Source organism: Salegentibacter sp. 24, assembly GCF_004362395.1.
Taxonomy (GTDB): Bacteria; Bacteroidota; Bacteroidia; order Flavobacteriales; family Flavobacteriaceae; genus Salegentibacter.
In genome coordinates, this window is sequence record NZ_SNWE01000001.1 from 37,000 (window position 1) to 55,560 (window position 18,561).

At 37.6% G+C, this 18,561-nt stretch carries 17 protein-coding genes; 16 read left to right on the top strand and 1 reads right to left on the bottom strand.

The window, feature by feature from the left end; translation table 11 throughout:
• The first annotated feature begins 4 nt into the window (after nucleotides 1–4).
• Genes uxaC through DET49_RS00190 form a run of 8 tightly spaced genes read left to right on the top strand, consistent with a single transcriptional unit; the run spans nucleotide 5 to nucleotide 8,983 of the window.
• Complete coding sequence (gene uxaC, locus DET49_RS00155) at nucleotides 5–1,408, top strand: glucuronate isomerase (RefSeq protein WP_133546125.1); 1,404 nt, start codon at nucleotides 5–7, stop codon at nucleotides 1,406–1,408.
• Nucleotides 1,408–2,433, top strand: a complete 1,026-nt coding sequence (locus DET49_RS00160; protein WP_133546126.1) for a sugar kinase — start codon at nucleotides 1,408–1,410, stop codon at nucleotides 2,431–2,433. The genes uxaC and DET49_RS00160 overlap by 1 nt, the downstream gene beginning before the upstream one ends.
• Nucleotides 2,434–2,446: 13 nt before the next feature.
• The gene (locus DET49_RS00165) at nucleotides 2,447–3,118 is read left to right on the top strand and encodes a bifunctional 4-hydroxy-2-oxoglutarate aldolase/2-dehydro-3-deoxy-phosphogluconate aldolase (protein ID WP_133546127.1); all 672 of its coding nucleotides are present in this window, start codon (nucleotides 2,447–2,449) and stop codon (nucleotides 3,116–3,118) included.
• Nucleotides 3,115–4,110, top strand: coding sequence for a TRAP transporter substrate-binding protein (locus tag DET49_RS00170; protein ID WP_243729472.1), 996 nt, complete (start codon nucleotides 3,115–3,117; stop codon nucleotides 4,108–4,110). The genes DET49_RS00165 and DET49_RS00170 overlap by 4 nt, the downstream gene beginning before the upstream one ends.
• Nucleotides 4,111–4,116: 6 nt before the next feature.
• Nucleotides 4,117–4,584, top strand: coding sequence for a TRAP transporter small permease (locus DET49_RS00175; protein ID WP_133546128.1), 468 nt, complete (start codon nucleotides 4,117–4,119; stop codon nucleotides 4,582–4,584).
• Nucleotides 4,581–5,870, top strand: coding sequence for a TRAP transporter large permease (locus DET49_RS00180; RefSeq protein WP_133546129.1), 1,290 nt, complete (start codon nucleotides 4,581–4,583; stop codon nucleotides 5,868–5,870). The genes DET49_RS00175 and DET49_RS00180 overlap by 4 nt, the downstream gene beginning before the upstream one ends.
• Nucleotides 5,871–5,895: 25 nt before the next feature.
• Nucleotides 5,896–7,350, top strand: coding sequence for a tagaturonate reductase (locus DET49_RS00185; protein ID WP_133546130.1), 1,455 nt, complete (start codon nucleotides 5,896–5,898; stop codon nucleotides 7,348–7,350).
• 16 nt (nucleotides 7,351–7,366) lie between these two features.
• Complete coding sequence (locus DET49_RS00190) at nucleotides 7,367–8,983, top strand: UxaA family hydrolase (protein ID WP_133546131.1); 1,617 nt, start codon at nucleotides 7,367–7,369, stop codon at nucleotides 8,981–8,983.
• 16 nt (nucleotides 8,984–8,999) lie between these two features.
• Here the strand turns inward: DET49_RS00190 and DET49_RS00195 are convergent, their stop codons facing one another.
• Complete coding sequence (locus DET49_RS00195) at nucleotides 9,000–10,025, bottom strand: LacI family DNA-binding transcriptional regulator (protein WP_133546132.1); 1,026 nt, start codon at nucleotides 10,023–10,025, stop codon at nucleotides 9,000–9,002.
• Nucleotides 10,026–10,368: 343 nt separating this feature from the next.
• On the opposite strand from DET49_RS00195, the gene DET49_RS00200 reads away from it, so the two are divergent.
• The 8 genes from DET49_RS00200 to DET49_RS00235 all read left to right on the top strand — a co-directional run bounded on the left by DET49_RS00200 (nucleotide 10,369) and on the right by DET49_RS00235 (nucleotide 18,552).
• Nucleotides 10,369–11,832, top strand: coding sequence for a glycoside hydrolase family 28 protein (locus DET49_RS00200; RefSeq protein WP_133546133.1), 1,464 nt, complete (start codon nucleotides 10,369–10,371; stop codon nucleotides 11,830–11,832).
• Between the two features lie 176 nt (nucleotides 11,833–12,008).
• Entirely contained in the window at nucleotides 12,009–13,001 is a 993-nt protein-coding gene (locus DET49_RS00205) for a pectinesterase family protein (RefSeq protein ID WP_243729473.1), read from the top strand.
• A gap of 17 nt (nucleotides 13,002–13,018) precedes the next feature.
• Nucleotides 13,019–14,269: a right-handed parallel beta-helix repeat-containing protein gene (locus DET49_RS00210; protein WP_133546135.1), complete on the top strand. Its 1,251-nt coding sequence runs from the start codon at nucleotides 13,019–13,021 to the stop codon at nucleotides 14,267–14,269.
• A gap of 20 nt (nucleotides 14,270–14,289) precedes the next feature.
• Nucleotides 14,290–15,066, top strand: a complete 777-nt coding sequence (locus DET49_RS00215) for a rhamnogalacturonan acetylesterase (protein ID WP_133546136.1) — start codon at nucleotides 14,290–14,292, stop codon at nucleotides 15,064–15,066.
• Nucleotides 15,067–15,134: 68 nt separating this feature from the next.
• Nucleotides 15,135–16,142: a class 1 fructose-bisphosphatase gene (fbp, locus tag DET49_RS00220; RefSeq protein ID WP_166636516.1), complete on the top strand. Its 1,008-nt coding sequence runs from the start codon at nucleotides 15,135–15,137 to the stop codon at nucleotides 16,140–16,142.
• Nucleotides 16,143–16,145: 3 nt separating this feature from the next.
• On the top strand, nucleotides 16,146–16,517 hold the full coding sequence (locus DET49_RS00225) for a cupin domain-containing protein (RefSeq protein ID WP_133546138.1): 372 nt from the start codon (nucleotides 16,146–16,148) through the stop codon (nucleotides 16,515–16,517).
• Between the two features lie 34 nt (nucleotides 16,518–16,551).
• Nucleotides 16,552–17,739 (top strand): mannonate dehydratase, encoded by a 1,188-nt coding sequence (gene uxuA / locus DET49_RS00230; RefSeq protein ID WP_133546139.1) that lies wholly within the window; start codon nucleotides 16,552–16,554, stop codon nucleotides 17,737–17,739.
• A gap of 6 nt (nucleotides 17,740–17,745) precedes the next feature.
• Nucleotides 17,746–18,552 (top strand): SDR family oxidoreductase, encoded by an 807-nt coding sequence (locus DET49_RS00235; protein ID WP_133546140.1) that lies wholly within the window; start codon nucleotides 17,746–17,748, stop codon nucleotides 18,550–18,552.
• The last annotated feature ends 9 nt before the right edge of the window (nucleotides 18,553–18,561 follow it).

An 18,561-nucleotide genomic window follows, 5' to 3' on the forward strand; every position in this document is an offset into this window, starting at 1 on the left:
AAATATGAGTAAAGAAAAATTTATAAAAGACAATTTTCTACTGGATAATAAATATGCAGAAGAGCTTTATACCAAATATGCTTCAAAGCAACCTATCATAGATTACCACTGCCATTTATCTCCAAAAGAAATCGCTGAAGACCGGGTTTATGAGAATATTACCCAGGTATGGATCGCGGGAGACCATTATAAATGGCGTGCTATGCGCACCCTGGGCGTAGATGAGAAATTTATAACGGGAGATGCTTCCGATAAAGAGAAATTTCTGGCCTGGGCCAAAACAGTGCCGCATACCTTAAGAAATCCTTTATACCACTGGACCCATTTAGAATTAAAACGATACTTTGGTATAGACGAATTGTTGAATGAAGATTCTGCTGAACGGATTTACAAGGACGTGAATAAGCAATTGCAGCTGCCCGAAAATTCGTGTCGCGGCTTATTAAAGCAAATGAATGTTGAAACCCTGTGTACTACGGAAGATCCTATTGATACTTTGAAGTACCACCAAGAGTTAGCAGAAAGTGATTTCGAAATTAAGGTAAGTACGGCTTTTCGTCCCGATAAATCTATTCTTATAGATTCCGGTGGATATAATGATTACCTGGACAAACTGGGTGAAGTCGCTGAGATTTCGATAGATTCTTATGAGGATCTAAGAAACGCACTGAGAAAACGTATTGAATATTTTGATGAAAATGGTTGTAAATTATGTGATCATGGATTGAATTTTATATCCTCGGAAAGCTTCACTGAAAATGAAGTAAACCAGATCTTCAGTAAAAGGCGGAAAGGTGAAGATATTTCTAAATTAGAAGCTGAAAAATTCAAAAGTGCAATTTTGCTATTTTTAGGTGAGACCTATCACGAGTTTGGTTGGGTACAACAATTCCATTTAGGCGCTCTGCGTAATAACAATAAGCGAATGCTAGGTAAGCTTGGCCCTGATACCGGTTGGGATTCTATTGGTGATTATAAACAAGCCGAAAATCTCTCGAAATTCCTTGATGCACTTGATGGAAAAGATAAATTGACCAAAACTATTCTATATAACCTGAACCCTTCAGATAATGAGGTGTTTGCTACGATGATAGGAAATTTCAACGATGGAAGCATAAAAGGAAAGGTCCAATTAGGTTCTGGCTGGTGGTTTTTAGATCAAAAAGATGGAATTATTAAACAAATTAATGCACTGTCAAATATGGGTATGCTAAGTTGCTTTATAGGAATGCTTACAGATTCCAGGAGTTTTCTTTCTTACCCGAGGCATGAATATTTTAGAAGGGTAATTTGTAATTTATTTGGCCAGGAAATGGCTAGTGGAGAGTTACCTAATGATATGGAACTAGTAGGTAAAACTGTAGCCGATATTAGTTATCATAATGCTAATGAGTATTTCGGTTTTTAATGAAAGAACTAGGAAAAAATAGCGAAAAAGTAGTGACTTTTGGGGAAGTATTGATGCGTTTATCCCCTCCCGGAAACAAAAAACTTCAACAATCAACAAGTCTGGAATTTTTCTTTGGTGGTACGGAACTCAATGTTGCGGAATCCCTTTCTTACTTCGGCCTGGAGGTAACCCATGTTTCGAATGTTTCCAATGATTTAGTTGGAGATGCAGCTTTAGCATTTATCCGTCAATTTGGAGTAGATGTTTCAGCTATAAATAAAGTAGATCATCCCTTGGGTCTTTATTTTCTAGAGGTAGGAGCAGCTATGCGACCTAGCCAGATTGCCTATAATCGTTTGAATGCAGCTTTTGCTAATATTTCCCCCGAGGAAATAGATTGGAAGAATATTTTAAAAGACGCATCCTATTTTCATTGGACAGGAATCACTCCCGGAATTTCTAAGGGGGCTTATGAAACTTTAAAAGCGGGGCTTACAGAAGCAAAAAAGAAAGGAGTTATCGTATCGGCTGACCCTGCTTATCGAAGTAATCTATGGAAATATGGCAGGGAGGGTAGCGAGATCCTGGCAGAACTTACCGGGCTTTCTACTATTTTTATTGGTGGAGTAAATGAAATCAATGAAATTTTAAAAACGAATTTTGAATTTAATAAAGAAGGATTCATCAGCGCCAGCAGAAAATTGATTCAAACCTATCCTTCCATTGAAAAAGTTTTTGACAAGGTGCGCACCGGCCTTAGCGCCTCCTGGCAGAAGATTTATGGACAAGCCTGGACAGGCACCCAATACCTTACTACCGAAGAACTTGAAATTACCGATGTAATAGATAGGATCGGAACCGGGGATGCTTATGCGGCTGGTCTTTTATATGGATTACAACATTTTGATGATCAGAAAACTTTAGAGTTTGCCAATGCTGCCTGTGCCTTGAAGCATACCATTTTGGGAGATGCAAACCTTGTTAGTGTTTCAGAAGTACTCGAAGTTACCAGGGGAGATACCGGCGGAAGGATAAAAAGATAATACATAAAAAATTATGGCAAAATATACAAGAATAGAAACGGTACAGATGATGGGTGAGACCGGAATAGTACCTGTTTTCTATCATAAAGAATTGGAGGTTTGCAAAAAGGTGATAAAAGCTTGTTTTGAGGGCGGCGCCAGGGTTTTTGAATTTACCAACAGGGGCGATTTCGCTCATGAGGTTTTTGGAGAACTGGCTAAATATGTTTCAAAAGAACTGGAGGGAATGATCCTTGGGGTTGGATCTGTCATAGATGAAGGAACTACTTCTTTGTACCTTCAACTGGGGGCTAATTTTATAGTATCCCCTATACTACAACCCGAAATGGCCAAAGCTTGTAATCGTAGAAAGGTAGCCTGGATGCCGGGTTGCGGAACTGTTACAGAAATTTCCTATGCCCAGGAACTTGGTGCAGAGGTGGTTAAAATTTTTCCGGGAGCACAAGTTGGCGGCCCCTCTTTTGTTAAAGCCGTTAAAGGACCAATGCCCTGGAGTAGTATAATGCCAACCGGCGGAGTTAGTCCTTCCCAGGAAAATTTAAAAGAATGGTTCGAGGCCGGAGTACATTGCGTAGGGATAGGATCAAAATTATTTCAAAAAAATACCGATGGTTCCTATAACTATAAGGAAATAACCCAAAAAGTAAAGTCGGCTCTTGAAATCGTTCAAAAAATAAGATCATGAGAAGTTCAGGAGCTATCAAGACTTTAAAAATTAGTTTTTGTTTGATGCTGATATTCAGTCTTAGCGGATGTGATGCGATAAAAAGAGACGTTACCGTTATCAAACTTGGTCACGGGTTGGATACTTCCCACCCGGTGCACGAAGCGATGCTTTATATGGCTGAGCGTGTCCACGAAAAATCTGACGGGAGTATAGAAATCGATATTTATCCCAATCAACAACTGGGTTCCGAACGGGAGTCTTTAGAACTTTTACAGATTGGAAGTTTGGGCATGACTAAAGTTTCCACCGGGGTCCTGGAAAATTTTATTCCAAGTCTAAAGGTTTTTGGACTTCCTTTTTTATTCCGAGATCGCGAACATCGATTCAAGGTTTTGGAGAGTGAACTTGGTGAAAAACTTTTAAATGACGGATTACGAAAACGATTGAAAGGTTTAACCTTTTACGATGCGGGTAGTAGAAGCTTTTATGGGAAAGAACCAATGGACAGTCCGGAAGACCTAGAAGGCCTCAAACTTCGTGTTATGGAAAGCAACACAGCAATGACTATGGTGCAAATGCTTGGAGGTTCTCCAACTCCGATTGCCTGGGGGGAACTCTATACTGCCCTGCAACAGGGAATAGTAGACGGAGCTGAAAACAACCTGCCTAGTTTCTATTTATCCAGGCATTACGAAGTCTGTAAATACTATATGGTAGATGAACATACGGCGCTCCCTGATGAATTGCTTATAAGTACAATGGTGTGGGACAAACTTTCAGAACAGGAAAAAGTATGGCTTAAAGAAGCCGCTATGGAATCTTCGGAATATGAAAAGAAATTATGGCGAAAGGCGGAATTGGAAGCTTTGGAAGAAATACAAAAAGCTGGGGTAAAAGTTACTTATCCTGACAAGGAAGCTTTTCGGGAAATGGTACAACCCATGTATGAAGAATTCTCTAAAGACCCGGAAATGAAGAAACTCATCGATGCCATACAGGCAGTAAAGTAAAAACATATGAAACTTATACTTGATAAAATTTTAGGATCACTGCTGGTATTTTTAATGGCAGTTATGGTAACGGCTGTTTCTTGGCAGGTATTTTCCAGGTATATCCTGCAAGCCTCCAGTTCCTTTACAGAAGAGATTGCGCGATATTTATTAATATGGATTGGAATTCTGGGGGCAGCGTACGTCGCTGGTCAACAACAACACCTTTCCATAGATATCCTGGCACCTAAATTAAGCCAGAAAAACCGGATAAAACTTAGAATGGGAATCAATTTATTGATTATCCTTTTCTGCCTATTAGTACTGGTAATAGGAGGCAGTAACCTGGTTTACCTGAATTATTTATTAGGACAAACCTCGGCAGCCCTTAATATTCCACTGGGAGCCGTATATACCGTTATCCCAATTAGTGGCGTACTGGTGATTATTTATAAAGTGAATGAACTATTAAACCCTAAACAGTATTTAGTATGATGTTAGAAGTATTAATACTGGTTGTTTCGTTTCTAATCCTGCTTAGTATTGGGGTCCCGGTGGCCTGGTCCATTGGGATATCCTGCGTACTTACTATGCTTGTTTCTATCGATTCTATGGCTGCCTATACCACGGTAGCACAACGAATGGCTACTGGTTTGGATAGTTTCTCCTTACTGGCCATTCCATTTTTTATTCTGGCCGGACAAATTATGAATCAGGGAGGGATTGCTACCAAACTCATAGATTTTGCCAAAGCTCTTATAGGATCTTTACCCGGAGGTTTAATATATGTCAATGTAATCGCAGCGATGCTGTTTGGAGCTATTTCAGGATCTGCTGTAGCGGCTACCTCGGCTATTGGTGGGATTTTAGGACCAAGAATGGAAAAAGAGAACTATTCAAGAGAGTTTGGAGCAGCCATAAATGTCACGGCATCTACCACAGGGCTGATAATTCCACCTTCCAACGTACTTATTGTATACTCATTGGCCAGCGGTGGGGTTTCTATTGCATCACTTTTTCTAGCCGGTTATATTCCCGGGATATTAATGGGTCTTGCACTTATGCTTACCGCAGCATTCTGGATTAAAAAGAAAAAATATCCGGCAGGGGAGACCAGTAGTTTTAAAAGAATCGCTTTTACTTTTTTAGATGCTTTTCCGAGTTTATTCTTACTTATTGTAGTAATTGGTGGGATTGTTTCAGGAATTTTTACGGCTACGGAAGCTTCGGCTATCGCCGTTTTATATACCCTGATCCTTTCTGGAATTTACCGGCAATTAAATTTTAAAAAACTCTATAGCATATTTCTAAATTCGGTAGGTACAACGGCAATAGTTATGCTTCTTATAGCTACTTCTATGAGTATGTCATGGGTTATGTCTTTTGAAAATATTCCGCAATCAGTAAGCGAAGTTTTACTTGGTTTAAGCGATAATAAATTTGTGATTTTACTGATTATCAATTTGTTACTATTATTTGTGGGGACTTTTATGGATATGACCCCGGCAATTCTAATTTTTACCCCAATATTTTTACCTGTTATGGAAAGCCTGGGGATAGATCCTGTACATTTTGGGATTATCATGGTAATGAATCTATGTGTAGGTCTTTGTACGCCACCAGTAGGCTCAGTACTCTTTATTGGAGTTAGCGTAGCCAAGACATCTATTCAGAAAATTATTAAACCCTTGTTACCACTTTATTTGGTAATGGCCATAGTCCTTATGCTAGTCACCTTTATCCCGGCGATCAGCCTATGGTTACCGGCTTTATTTGAATAATAAATTATTCCGAAAATTTAATTTTATGAAAACATTAAATAGAAAAAATGCGGGAATTAGTCCTGATCTTCCTATAAAAGTAATCCAGTTTGGCGAAGGGAACTTTTTACGAGCCTTTGTAGATTATGTGATTGATAAGCTAAATGAGCAGGCCGGGTTTAATGCTGGGGTGGCTGTAGTTCAACCCATTTCTTCCGGGATGATAGATATGCTCAATAATCAGGATGGTTTGTACAATCTTTTTATGCGTGGTATTAAGAACGGTAAGGAAATACAAGAAAAACGAACTATTTCTTGTATCCAAAAAGGAATAAATCCTTACCAGGATTATAACCAATATATGGCTCTTGCAGAGGAAGAACAACTCCAGTTCGTTATTTCTAATACCACTGAAGCAGGGATATCTTTGGATGATAAAGATACATTAGAAGCAACACCACATAATAGTTTCCCTGCGAAACTGACGGCTTTACTTTATAAGCGATTTCAATATTTTAAAGGTGACAAAAATAAAGGGCTTACTATTATTCCTTGTGAACTTATCAATTATAATGCTGATACACTTAAAGAAATCATTCTCAAATATGCCGAATTATGGCAATTGAAAATGGAGTTTAGCGACTGGATTAAGGAGTCTAACAGTTTTCACAACACCTTGGTGGACCGAATAGTTCCTGGTTATCCAAGAGAGGATATCAAAAAATATCAAGAGGAACTCGAGATGGAAGATAAATTGGTGGTGACAGCTGAAGTTTTTCTTCTCTGGGTTATTGAAGGAGATGAGAGATTAAAGGAAAAGATCCCATTTGATAAAATTGATGAAAACATATTAGTTGTAAAAGATATGCAGCCTTACCGTACAAGGAAGGTAAGAATTCTCAACGGAGCGCATACTACTATGGTGCCATTTTCAATTTTGTACGGAAATGAAACCGTTAAAGAAACTATAGATAATAGTTTTACCGGAGAGTTTGTGAAAGAAGCTGTCTTTGAAGAAATTAATCCAACACTTTCTTTGAGTCAAGAAGAACTTGATACCTTTTCCAATGAGGTTTTTGATCGTTTTAGAAATCCGTTTATAAAACACCAACTAGCGAGTATTGCCCTTAATTCTATTTCAAAATTTAAAGTTCGGGTATTGCCTAGCCTATTAGCCTATCAGAAGAAAAATAACGTACTCCCTCTGCGACTTACTTACGCCATGGCCTGTTTAATTAGGTTTTACCGTGGTCAGTGGAAAGGGAAATTACTTCCGGTAAAAGACGATGTGCAAATTATCGATTTTTTCCAAAAAGTATGGGAGCAGCATAGTTATAAAGATATAGCCGGAGATGTACTTCAGAAGAGCGAATTTTGGGGAGAGGATCTTACCACTATTCCAGATTTGAAAAAACAGATCGCAAATGCTCTAGAATTAATTGAAAATAAAGGTGTGGAACAAGGTTTTTCAGTTTTCTCTGAAGAATTAAAGATTAAATAGCAAAAAGTATTGTAGTATGGAAAAGAAAGCGATAAAGGTTCATCCTGAAGATAATGTAGCCGTAGCCCTTATAGATGTTTGGAAAGATAGTGTGATTCAGGTTGAGCAGGAGCAGGTGGAATTAAAAACTAATACTAAGGCTAAACATAAATTTAGCCTGGTAGACCTTGCCCAAGGCGATAAAATATTTATGTATGGGGTGTTGGTAGGCAAGGCTATGAAACCTATAAAACGTGGGGAAGTTCTTACTGTAAATAACGTAAAACATCAGAGCAATACCGCATATAAAAAGACAGAAACTACTTCCTGGAATGTCCCAGACATATCTAAATGGAAATACAGAACTTTTAACGGGTATCACCGTCCCGATGGCCAGGTTGGTACTAAAAATGTCTGGTTATTTTTTCCTTTGGTTTTTTGTGAAAATCGAAATATTGAAGTTTTAAAAGACATTTTTGAAAAGGAATTATCTTTCCATAAATCAACAAGACAGCGTCTATTGTTACGCAGTTTAATCCACGGCGAAAACACGGAACCTTTAGTGGATACCGAACCGGAAGAAAGTGCGGTCTTCGATAATATCGAAGTGAAGTTTATTACGCATCAGGGCGGCTGCGGAGGCATTAGACAGGATAGCGCCTCTTTGGCAAGATTATTATCAGGATACGTGAATAATCCTAACGTTGCAGGTGCAACCGTATTGAGTTTGGGTTGCCAAAATTTGCAAATTGATATTTTTAAAAATGCTTTAAAAAGAATCAACCCCAACATTCAAAAACCAGTACTTATTTATGAGCAACAGCAAATGGGTACGGTAGACGATATGATGGATACCATTATAAAAGAATCTTATGCTGAAATTAAAAATGCTAATGAAATTAAAAGAGAACCAGCTTCATTATCAAAAATAAAATTGGGGCTGGAATGTGGTGGTTCCGATGGGTTCTCTGGTATTTCGGCCAACCCAGCGCTGGGTTATACTTCAGATTTATTGGCAGCATTAAAAGGTTCGCCAATTCTGTCTGAATTCCCAGAATTGTGCGGGATAGAACAGGAATTAGTTAACCGCTGTGTTACGGATGAAATAGCCGAACGCTTTATTGAACTCACCCGAGCTTATGAGAAAGCAGCCATAGCCTCAGGTTCAGGTTTTGATATGAACCCATCTCCCGGAAACATTAAGGATGGATTAATTACCGATGCCATGAAATCTGCCGGAGCAGCAAAAAAAGGTGGCACATCACCAATTGAGGATGTATTGGATTATGGTGATTATGTCACCAAACCTGGATTAAATTTATTAAACACTCCTGGTAATGATGTGGAAAGTACTACCGCCATGGTAGGTGCAGGTGCAAACGTAGTAGTTTTTACAACCGGTTTGGGAACCCCTACTGGGAATCCTGTAGCGCCCGTGATAAAGGTATCTTCCAATTCAACACTCGCCAGAACTATGCCTGATATTATAGATATAGATTCAGGTGGAGTGATTCGAGGGGAAAAAACCATAGAAGAAATGGGGGAAGAAATTTTGGAGTTTATTATAAAGGTTGCTAGTGGCGAGACCGAATCTAAGGCAGATCAATTAAAACAGGACGATTTTATTCCATGGAAGAGGGGGGTTTCTTTATAATTTTTTAAACTGGGATTTACTTGGTGCGTCGATTAGACGATTCTCTTACAATAAGTTCTGGAGTGAGAACTACTTTTTTTTCGATGCTTACTTTTTGATTTTCGTTCATCTGTTCAAGAAAAACCTGGGCTGCAATTTTTCCCATGGTAAGTGGGGTTTGATCCACACTACTTATTGGAAGTTCCATATATTTGGTAAAGGGCTCGTTACTAAATCCGGTAACACAAACGTCTTCTGGAATTTTAAGGCCCATTTTTTTCAACTGCTGAATCGCTCCTAATGCTGTGTAATCACTTGCTGAAAAAATAGCATCCGGTTTTTCATTTAATTCCCATAATTCCTCTACTGCGGAGGCTCCCGATTCTATTTTACTGTTAGTTTTTAGAATATATTCTTGTTTAACTTTCAGGTTATTATCCTCTAAAGCTTTTATATAGCCATCGTAACGATTCTTGTAAATTTCAAGATTTAAATCTCCAGAGAAATGCGCGATTTTTTTACATCCTTGTTTAATCAGTTGTTCTGTTGCTAAATAACCCGCTTTAAAATCATCAATTGTCACGGAGCTAACACCTGGAATATCTTTTTTCCTATCAAAAAAGACCAATGGTGTACCTTCGGCCAGAGCCTTTTCAATATGTTCGGTATTTAAAGTAGTTTTTGAAACCGACATAAAAATACCATCTATTTGAGTGTTGATAAGGGTATTTATTTGATCTATCTCATATTCATAATTTTCATGAGTTTGACAAATTATAACATGGTAACCGTGTGGCGTAAGTTCTTCTTCGATACCTCTTATTACCGAAGAGAAAAAACTGCGATTTATGTAAGGTACAATTACTCCAACATTATTGCTTTTGCCACTCTTTAGTGCTTGTGCTAAACGATTTTGTTTATAATTCATTTCCCTGGCTGTTTTTAAAACCAGTTCTCGGGTACTTAAACTAATTTTGGGATTATTGTTTAAAGCACGGGATACTGTAGCGGCACTCACATTTAGTTTTTTAGAAATATCGTATATAGTTACCTTTTCTTTCATAAATACGGGAGAATTATAATTAAATGTGCAATTTGTTGCATTACAAAAATAAAAAAAAAGCTCATAAAATGATTTTATTCAAGAAAATTGTCACTGAAAACTTACAATATATAGTGAATTGTATTTTTATGTCTAAAAATCTGCAATAAATAAAGAAAATATGAAGTAATCGATTTCATTTTTGAACAAATGGTAATAAATTGTACAAGAATTTAGGTGTTATTTAGGTTAAATGGGAAATTTTAAAGCCATAATCTAATAATATATAAGATTATCTAGGGCGTTTATTATTTATTTTATACTTTAGTGTAATCGATTACAGTAATTTCTAATTTCCAATAAAATGAATATAAAAAATAAAGCCTGCTTTAAAATTTTAATTTTAGTCCTAATAGGAGTTGTAATGTTTTCCTGTAAAAATAATGCAAAAGATAAATCTGAAATAACCCAGAATTCAGAAATGAGTCCTTCGGAAAAGGCATGGGAAAAAGCTGATGAAATAATTAAAAATATAACTGTTCCTAAATTCAAGGATACTGTTTTCAACGTTATGGATTATGGAGCAGTGGCCGATGGAAAAACAGACAATACAATAGCCTTTGCCGATGCTATTGGCGCCTGCTCGGAATCAGGTGGTGGAAAAGTATTGGTTCCAGAGGGAAAATATCTTACAGGTCCTATTCATTTAAAGAGCAATGTAAATTTTCATATTGCGGAAAACACCGAAATTCTATTTACCAAGGATAAAAAGGCCTACTTACCGGTGGTTCATACATCTTATGAAGGAATGGAATTCATGAGTTATTCTCCTATGATTTACGCTTACAAACAGAAAAATATTGCTGTAACCGGAAAAGGTGTATTTAACGGACAGGCCGATAATGAGAACTGGTGGCCCTGGAGTGGTGCCGAGCGCTATGGATATAAGCAAGGTCAGCCTCAACAGCGTGATGATCACAACCTGCCGCGTTTGAGTAAGATGGTCGAAGATGGTGTTGCTGTAGAAGAACGAATTTTTGGCGAAGGCCATCAGTTTCGGGTGCCGTTTTTTGAGCCTTTTGAATGTGAAAATGTACTGATAAAAGGGGTGAAGTTTATAAAAGCTCCATTCTGGGTCATGCATCCAACAAAATCTAATAATGTTACTGTAGATGGAGTAACTGTTGAAAGTCATGGGCCAAATAATGATGGTTGTAATCCGGAATACAGTAAAAATGTTCATATTAAAAACTGTCTTTTCGACACTGGTGATGATTGTATAGCTATAAAATCCGGTAGAGATAATGATGGAAGGCGCGTAGGGATAAGCAGCGAAAACATCGTAGTTGAAAATTGTGTTATGAAAGACGGTCACGGGGGCGTGGTAATGGGGAGTGAAATTTCCGGTGGTGTTCGCAATGTATTCGTTAGAAACTGTGAAATGAACAGCCCGAATCTGGATCGAGCAATTAGAATAAAGACCAATACCCGTCGTGGCGGAACTATTGAAGATATTTATGTGAAAAATTTAAAAGTTGGTCAGGTTAAAGAAGCTGTTTTAAAGATAAACACCCATTATGGAATTTATGAAAATCAAGAAGGAAACCATATGCCGGTAATTAGAAATATATATTTAGAAAATGTAGATGTTGAAAATGGTGGTGAATATGGAATTTTGATTAGAGGGAGAGAAGAGTCTCCAGTTTCGGGAGTTTATTTTACAGATGTCACTATCGAAAAGGCAGAAACCCCTCTTTTAATAGAAAATGCAAATGATGTAGAATTTAAGAACACCACCATTAATGGTGAGCAAATAACCTATGAGTAAATAGTTTTCAAGTTGGTTTTTTTCATGCAGATATCTAAAGTGATTTTACAGTGTGTGATTATGGTATTTGGGTGTGCGGATATCTGTACATTAAGTTGAACGCACCCTTATACCATATTTTTGAAATGAATCTATTCTTTTTTTGTTCTTATGCTAATAACTAAAATTTAATGAACTTGAATAAACTTTTTTTTCTTCCCGTTTTTTTTCTGATTTTTAATCTTTCTGCCCAAGATTCTAGTACTGTTTATCGTTCTATAACGGTAGATAAAAAAGGGGGAGGAGATTTCACTGAAATTCAAAACGCTATTAATTCTACTCGAGACCTGGGTCCGGGTTTTGTTGAGATTCACATTAAGAATGGGGTTTATAATGAGAAGCTCGAGATCCCAACCTGGAAACATAAGCTTCGATTAATAGGAGAGGACCAAAACAAAACAGTTATTATCAATCATGACTATTCTGGAAAAAAAGATAGTTTGACTGGGACAGCACTTTCTACTTTTACCTCCTATACTCTTTTGGTTGCAGGTGATGAAATTGAAATTGAAAACATTACCATAAAAAATGGTTCTTGCGGGCAAGGACAGGCTGTGGCTTTACATGTAGAGGGGGATAAATTTATCGCCAAAAATGTTAATCTTATTGGTTGTCAGGATACTTTATATGCTGCAACCCAATGCAGCCGGCAGTATTATAAAAATTGTTATATAGAAGGTACAACTGATTTTATTTTTGGACAGGCTACAGCTGTATTTGAAGAGTGTACCATTAAAAGTTTACGCGATTCTTATATTACTGCAGCGGCCACAACTCCACATCAGGAGTTCGGTTTCGTGTTTTTAAATTGTAAATTAATTGCTGCCGAAGGTGTTAATGAGGTTTACTTGGGAAGACCATGGAGACCATATGCTCAAACTGTTTTTATTAATTCTGAATTTGGAGATCATATTGTACCTGAAGGATGGGACCCATGGGATGGCGATGAAATGTTTCCTAATAAGCAGAAAACTGCGTTCTATGCAGAGTATAATAACTCTGGCCCTGGTGCTAAAATTTCAGAAAGAGTAAAATGGTCAAAGCAACTTAGTGAAAAAGAAGCGAAGACTTATACCGTTGAGAATGTTTTAAGCGGGCACGACAAGTGGGAGCCGATTAGAAGGAATTAAGAACTCTACATGAAAAAATGAAAAACCTAGAAAGACTATTTCTCTATACAGCTGTTTTCCCGCTGATATTAATTTCCTGCAACACTCAAGACGCTTCAACTGAAATTGAAAATCCGCATTCAGAAAATCCCATTGAGGCCCCTTTAGAAAATAGCGTGATTATAGTAGAAAATAGTGATGAACTAATAACGGCTCTTTCAAAAGTTAAAGTAGGAGATTCTATTGTTGTAAAGGAAGGAACTTATGAATTGGATAGCAAAATTCGCATTTTTAAATCGGGTACTGCCGATAAAAAAATATCCTTGACTGCAGCTGCTGATGGAGAACGACCAATATTTGATTTCTCCTCGATGAGCGAAAGTTCTAGCAATCATGGAATCGTTTTGAATGCGGATTTTTGGCATATAAAAGGACTTGAAATTTTTGGAGCAGGTGATAATGGAATGAAAATCGAAGGGAATAATAATATAATTGAATTTTGTAGTTTTTCAGAATGTCATGATACGGGTTTGCAACTAGATAATGGTGCCGCTAATAATACCATTTTAAATTGTGATTCTTTTTTTAATGCAGATTCCAGCCTTGAAAATGCAGATGGCTTTGCCTGCAAACTTAGCGCAGGTACAGGTAATAAATTTATAGGCTGTCGCGCCTGGCAGAATCTCGATGACGGTTATGACGGATATCTCCGTGATACTGATAATATCAAAACGATTTATGAAAATTGTTGGGCTTTCAAAAACGGATATCTGAAGAATGGTATTAGAGGATCCGGAGATGGTAATGGCTTTAAAACTGGCGGTAGTGATGATAAAAATTTAAAGCATCACGCCAGTTATTACAATTGCATAGCTACTGGAAACACAGGCGATGGTTTTGATCATAATAGTAATCGTGGAGATATCCTGATTTATAATTGTACTGCTTATAATAATGATAAGGATAATTTTGGGTTTGGAGGAACAAATCGGGTAGGCAAGCTGGTGATAAAAAATTCAGCGGTTCTTGGAGCACCGGGTAATTTTAAAGCTGATGAAATCAATGTATCTCACAATAGTTGGGAGGAAGCTATATCTGCAACTGAAAATGACTTCGTAAGTCTTAAAATTGATGAACTAATGGCTATCCGAAAAGCTGATGGGAGTCTTCCGGAAGTCAATTTTATGCATCTTACTCAAGGTAGTGATTTAATTAATGCCGGAATAGATGTTGGTATTCCTTATAATGGCAGTGCACCTGATTTGGGTGTTTTTGAATATGCGAACTAACTTAGAATAAAATAAATAAAATGAAATATTCCCTTTCCCTTATAATTGTTTTTTTTTTCCTTGTTATTTCAACACAAAATCAGACTAGACTATATCTCATTGGGGATTCTACAATGTCTGATAAAAGAGAACCAAAAAAAAATCCTGAACACGGATGGGGACAGGTCTTACCGGAATTTTTAACCGATGAACTTAAGGTTGAAAATCATGCAGTGAACGGTCGAAGTACTAAAAGTTTTATAGATCAAGGCAGATGGAAAAAAGTTTTAGAGAAGCTGCAGCCCGGTGACTATGTGTTTATTCAGTTTGGGCATAATGACCAAAAATTCAAAGCTCCAACAAGATTTACTAATCCTTTTACAGGATACCGAAGTAATTTGGAAAAATTTGTAAAGGAAACCAGGGAAAGGGGAGCGAAGCCTATTCTTTTTAGTTCAATCGTAAGAAGAAATTTTAATGAATACGGAACTTTAATCGACACCCACGGTGATTATCCATTAGTAGCTCGATTGGTAGCAGAAGATTTAAAAGTTCCCTTTGTAGATTTACAGCGACAAACCGAGAAATTAGAACTGTTTTACGGAAAAGAAGGTTCTAAAGCATTACATCTTCATTTTGCTCCAGGAGAAAATGATTATTATCCTGACGGAATATCAGACGATACACATCTCTCTAAAAAGGGGGCAAGAATGGTAGCCAGACTTGCTTTAAAAGAAATGGCAAAATTAGACCCCGATTTTAAATCCTATATTAAAAAAAGAGTATTAGAAAAGAAGATCCCTGGGCGTAATAAATAATTTGAGCCTAACTTATAGGGGTAAATCACTGCTTAACTGTTTTTATAAATTTTATAGTTTTTCTAATTATGAATAGACATATCACTCTTGGCGAATTTATTGTAGAAAACCAAAAGGATTTTCCTTATGCCAAAGGAGAGTTAAGCGGATTGCTCAGTTCTATAAGATTGGCCGGTAAAGTTGTTAATCAGGCGATAAACAAAGCGGGATTGGCAGAAATTCTTGGGAAAACGGGACAGGAAAATATTCAGGGTGAATCTCAGGGTAAATTGGATGTTATGGCCAATGATGTTTTTGTTGAGACTTTGCGAAATCGTGGGGAAATATGCGGTCTAGTTTCTGAAGAATTGGAAGATTTTATTGCCTTCGAGGGAGATTTAAATAAGGAAGCTAAATATGTTGTTCTTATGGATCCATTGGACGGTTCCTCAAACATTGATGTAGGAATAACTGTGGGTACGATTTTCAGCATTTACCGGAGAAAATCTAAAGTTGGAAATAAGGTGGAACTTGAAGATTTTCTGCAACCTGGTGTCAATCAGGTTGCAGCTGGATATATTCTTTATGGCACTTCTACTTTACTAGTTTATACCACTGGAAACGGAGTAAACGGTTTTACTTTTGATCCGGGTATTGGATCCTTTTTTCTCTCTCATCCTAACATAAAAATTCCGGACTCCGGAAATATTTATTCTGTTAACGAAGGAAATTATGTTCATTTTCCTACTGGTGTAAAGCAATTTATCAAATGGTTGCAAGAGTTAAATGAAAGCGAAGGGCGACCATACACGGCAAGGTACACAGGATCTCTAGTGGCCGATTTTCATCGAAATATTCTTTTAGGAGGGATTTATTTTTATCCTCAGGGAACTACTGCACCAAAAGGAAAATTACGACTCTTATATGAAGGTAATCCTATAGCATTTATAACCGAACAATCCGGTGGGAAGTGTACAAATGGTTTCCGACGAATAATGGAAATTCAACCAAAAGAACTTCACCAGCGGATTCCGTTTTACTGCGGGAATAAAATTTTAGTAGAAAAGGCAGAAGAATTTTTAAGACAATATGATTAAAATATGAACGACTTAAAAACAAAGAAAAAAATTTTCTTTAAAGAAGCTGACACCAGTTGGGAAACCATAGATAAAGGTATTCAAAGACAGCTAGTAAATTACAACTCGCAAATTATGCAAGTCAAAGTAAGATTTGAAAAAGGGGCAATAGGCTATGAGCATAGTCACTTTCATACCCAAAGTACCTATGTGACTTCTGGAAAATTTGAGGTGGTAATCGATGGAAAGAGAGAAACGCTTTTGGAAGGAGATGGGTTTTTAGTGCCGCCGAACATAAAGCACGGTGTAAAGTGTTTGGAAGCAGGCGTGTTAATTGATGTCTTTAGTCCGTTACGTGAAGACATTTTATTGCAAACTTCACATAAAATTGATTGAAGCTTTGTAAATTATAATCATAAAAAATAAATCAATGATATTTGAACAGAGTTGGCGTTGGTATGGGCCCAAGGATCCGGTAGATCTTGAGATGATAAAGCAGGCTGGGGCGCACGGTGTCGTGACTGCTTTACACCATATTCCTGTTGGGGAAGTTTGGAGCGTCGCGGAAATTGAAAAAAGGATTACAACATTAGAAGAAAGCAATAAAAAACATCCCTTTAGGTTACATTGGAATGTGGTTGAAAGCTTGCCGGTACACGAAGCTATAAAACTTGGTAAACCAGAGCGTGATGAGTTTATAGAAAATTATAAAATAAGCCTCAGAAATCTTGGTAGGTGTGGTGTAAATATCATTTGTTACAATTTTATGCCCGTTCTGGACTGGTTGCGAACCAACGTGAAATTTCAGTTAGAAGATGGTAGTACAGCATTGCTTCACGATAAAGTGGAGCTCGCTGTTTTCGATTTGTTCATTCTGAAAAGAGAAAATGCAGAAAGGGATTATTCCGATGATATTATAAAGGAAGCTAAAAAACGTTTTCAGAATAAAAGTAGCCAGGACCTGGCAATTCTGGAACAGAGTATGTTGATGGCACTTCCGGGAGATGATGAAGGTTTTACTCTTGAAAAATTAAAAAAAAGTCTAGCAACTTTCGATGGGATTTCTGCTGAAAGATTGCGAGAGCATTTGGTTCATTTTCTAAAAGAAGTAATTCCGGTAGCCGAGCAAAGCGGTGTAAAGATGGCCATTCATCCAGATGATCCGCCCTGGTCAGTATTTGGATTACCTCGAATTGTTAGCGATGTGGAAGATTTGGATTATTTGTTTAATACAGTGCCGTCAACTGCTAATGGACTTACCTTTTGCAGTGGTAGTTTAGGAGCTTCGGCACTTAATAATTTACCGGAAATCATTTCAAAATTTTATGAGCGAATTCATTTTGTTCATTTACGTTCGGTGCAACGAGAGAAATCAGATTATTTCTATGAGGCCAATCACCTGGAAGGTAGCGTTGGAATGTTCGATTTGGTAAAAACCTTTTTTGATCTTCAGCAAAAAATTGGACGTGAACCAATACCAATGCGACCGGATCACGGGCACGAAATGATGTATGATAAAGAAAAACAGTTTTATCCCGGTTATTCCGTAATAGGAAGAATGCGTGGATTAGCAGAATTACGAGGTTTGGAAACTGGAATTATAAATTCTTATAAATAAAATATAATGTTAGATTTAGAAGGAAAAGTAGCGATAATTACTGGAGGAAATGGCGTCCTTGGTGGAGCTATGGCTCATGGTCTTGCAGCCCAAGGGGTTAAAGTGGGAATTTTAGGAAGATCTGCTGATACTGTTGGAGAAAGGGTTAAGGAAATTGAAGGTGCCGGGGGCGTAGCGATGAGTCTGGTAGCCGATGTGTTGGACCGAGAAGGCCTGGAAGAGGCTAAAGAAAGAGTCCTAAGTGCGTGGGATAAAATTGATATTCTTGTCAATGGTGCAGGCGGAAATATGAAAGGCGCAACGATTGGACCAGATCAAAATTTTTTTGACCTATCCCTGGAGGATTTCAGCAAAGTCAATGACCTGAATTTTAAAGGAACAGTACTTCCCACTTTTATTTTCGGAAAACCTATAGCTGGAGAAAAAAAAGGTAGTATTATTAATATTTCTTCCATGGCCGCGCAACAAGCACTTACCCGGGTGGTAGGTTATAGTGCTGCTAAAGCTGCGGTAGATAATTTCACGAAATGGTTGGCTGTGGAAATGGCGCAAAAATATGGGGATGGAATTCGTGTAAATGCAATCGCACCAGGATTTTTTATCGGTGAGCAAAACCGTGATTTATTACTGAATAACGACGGCAGTCTGACGGCAAGGGGGGAAACCATTGTTTCCAATACCCCTATGAAACGTTTCGGAAAACCTGAAGAACTTCAAGGTGTAACCAATTGGCTTGCAAGTGAATATGCTTCATTTGTAACTGGCATAGTCGTTCCGGTAGATGGTGGTTTTGGTGCCTTTAGCGGCGTTTAACGCAACAAT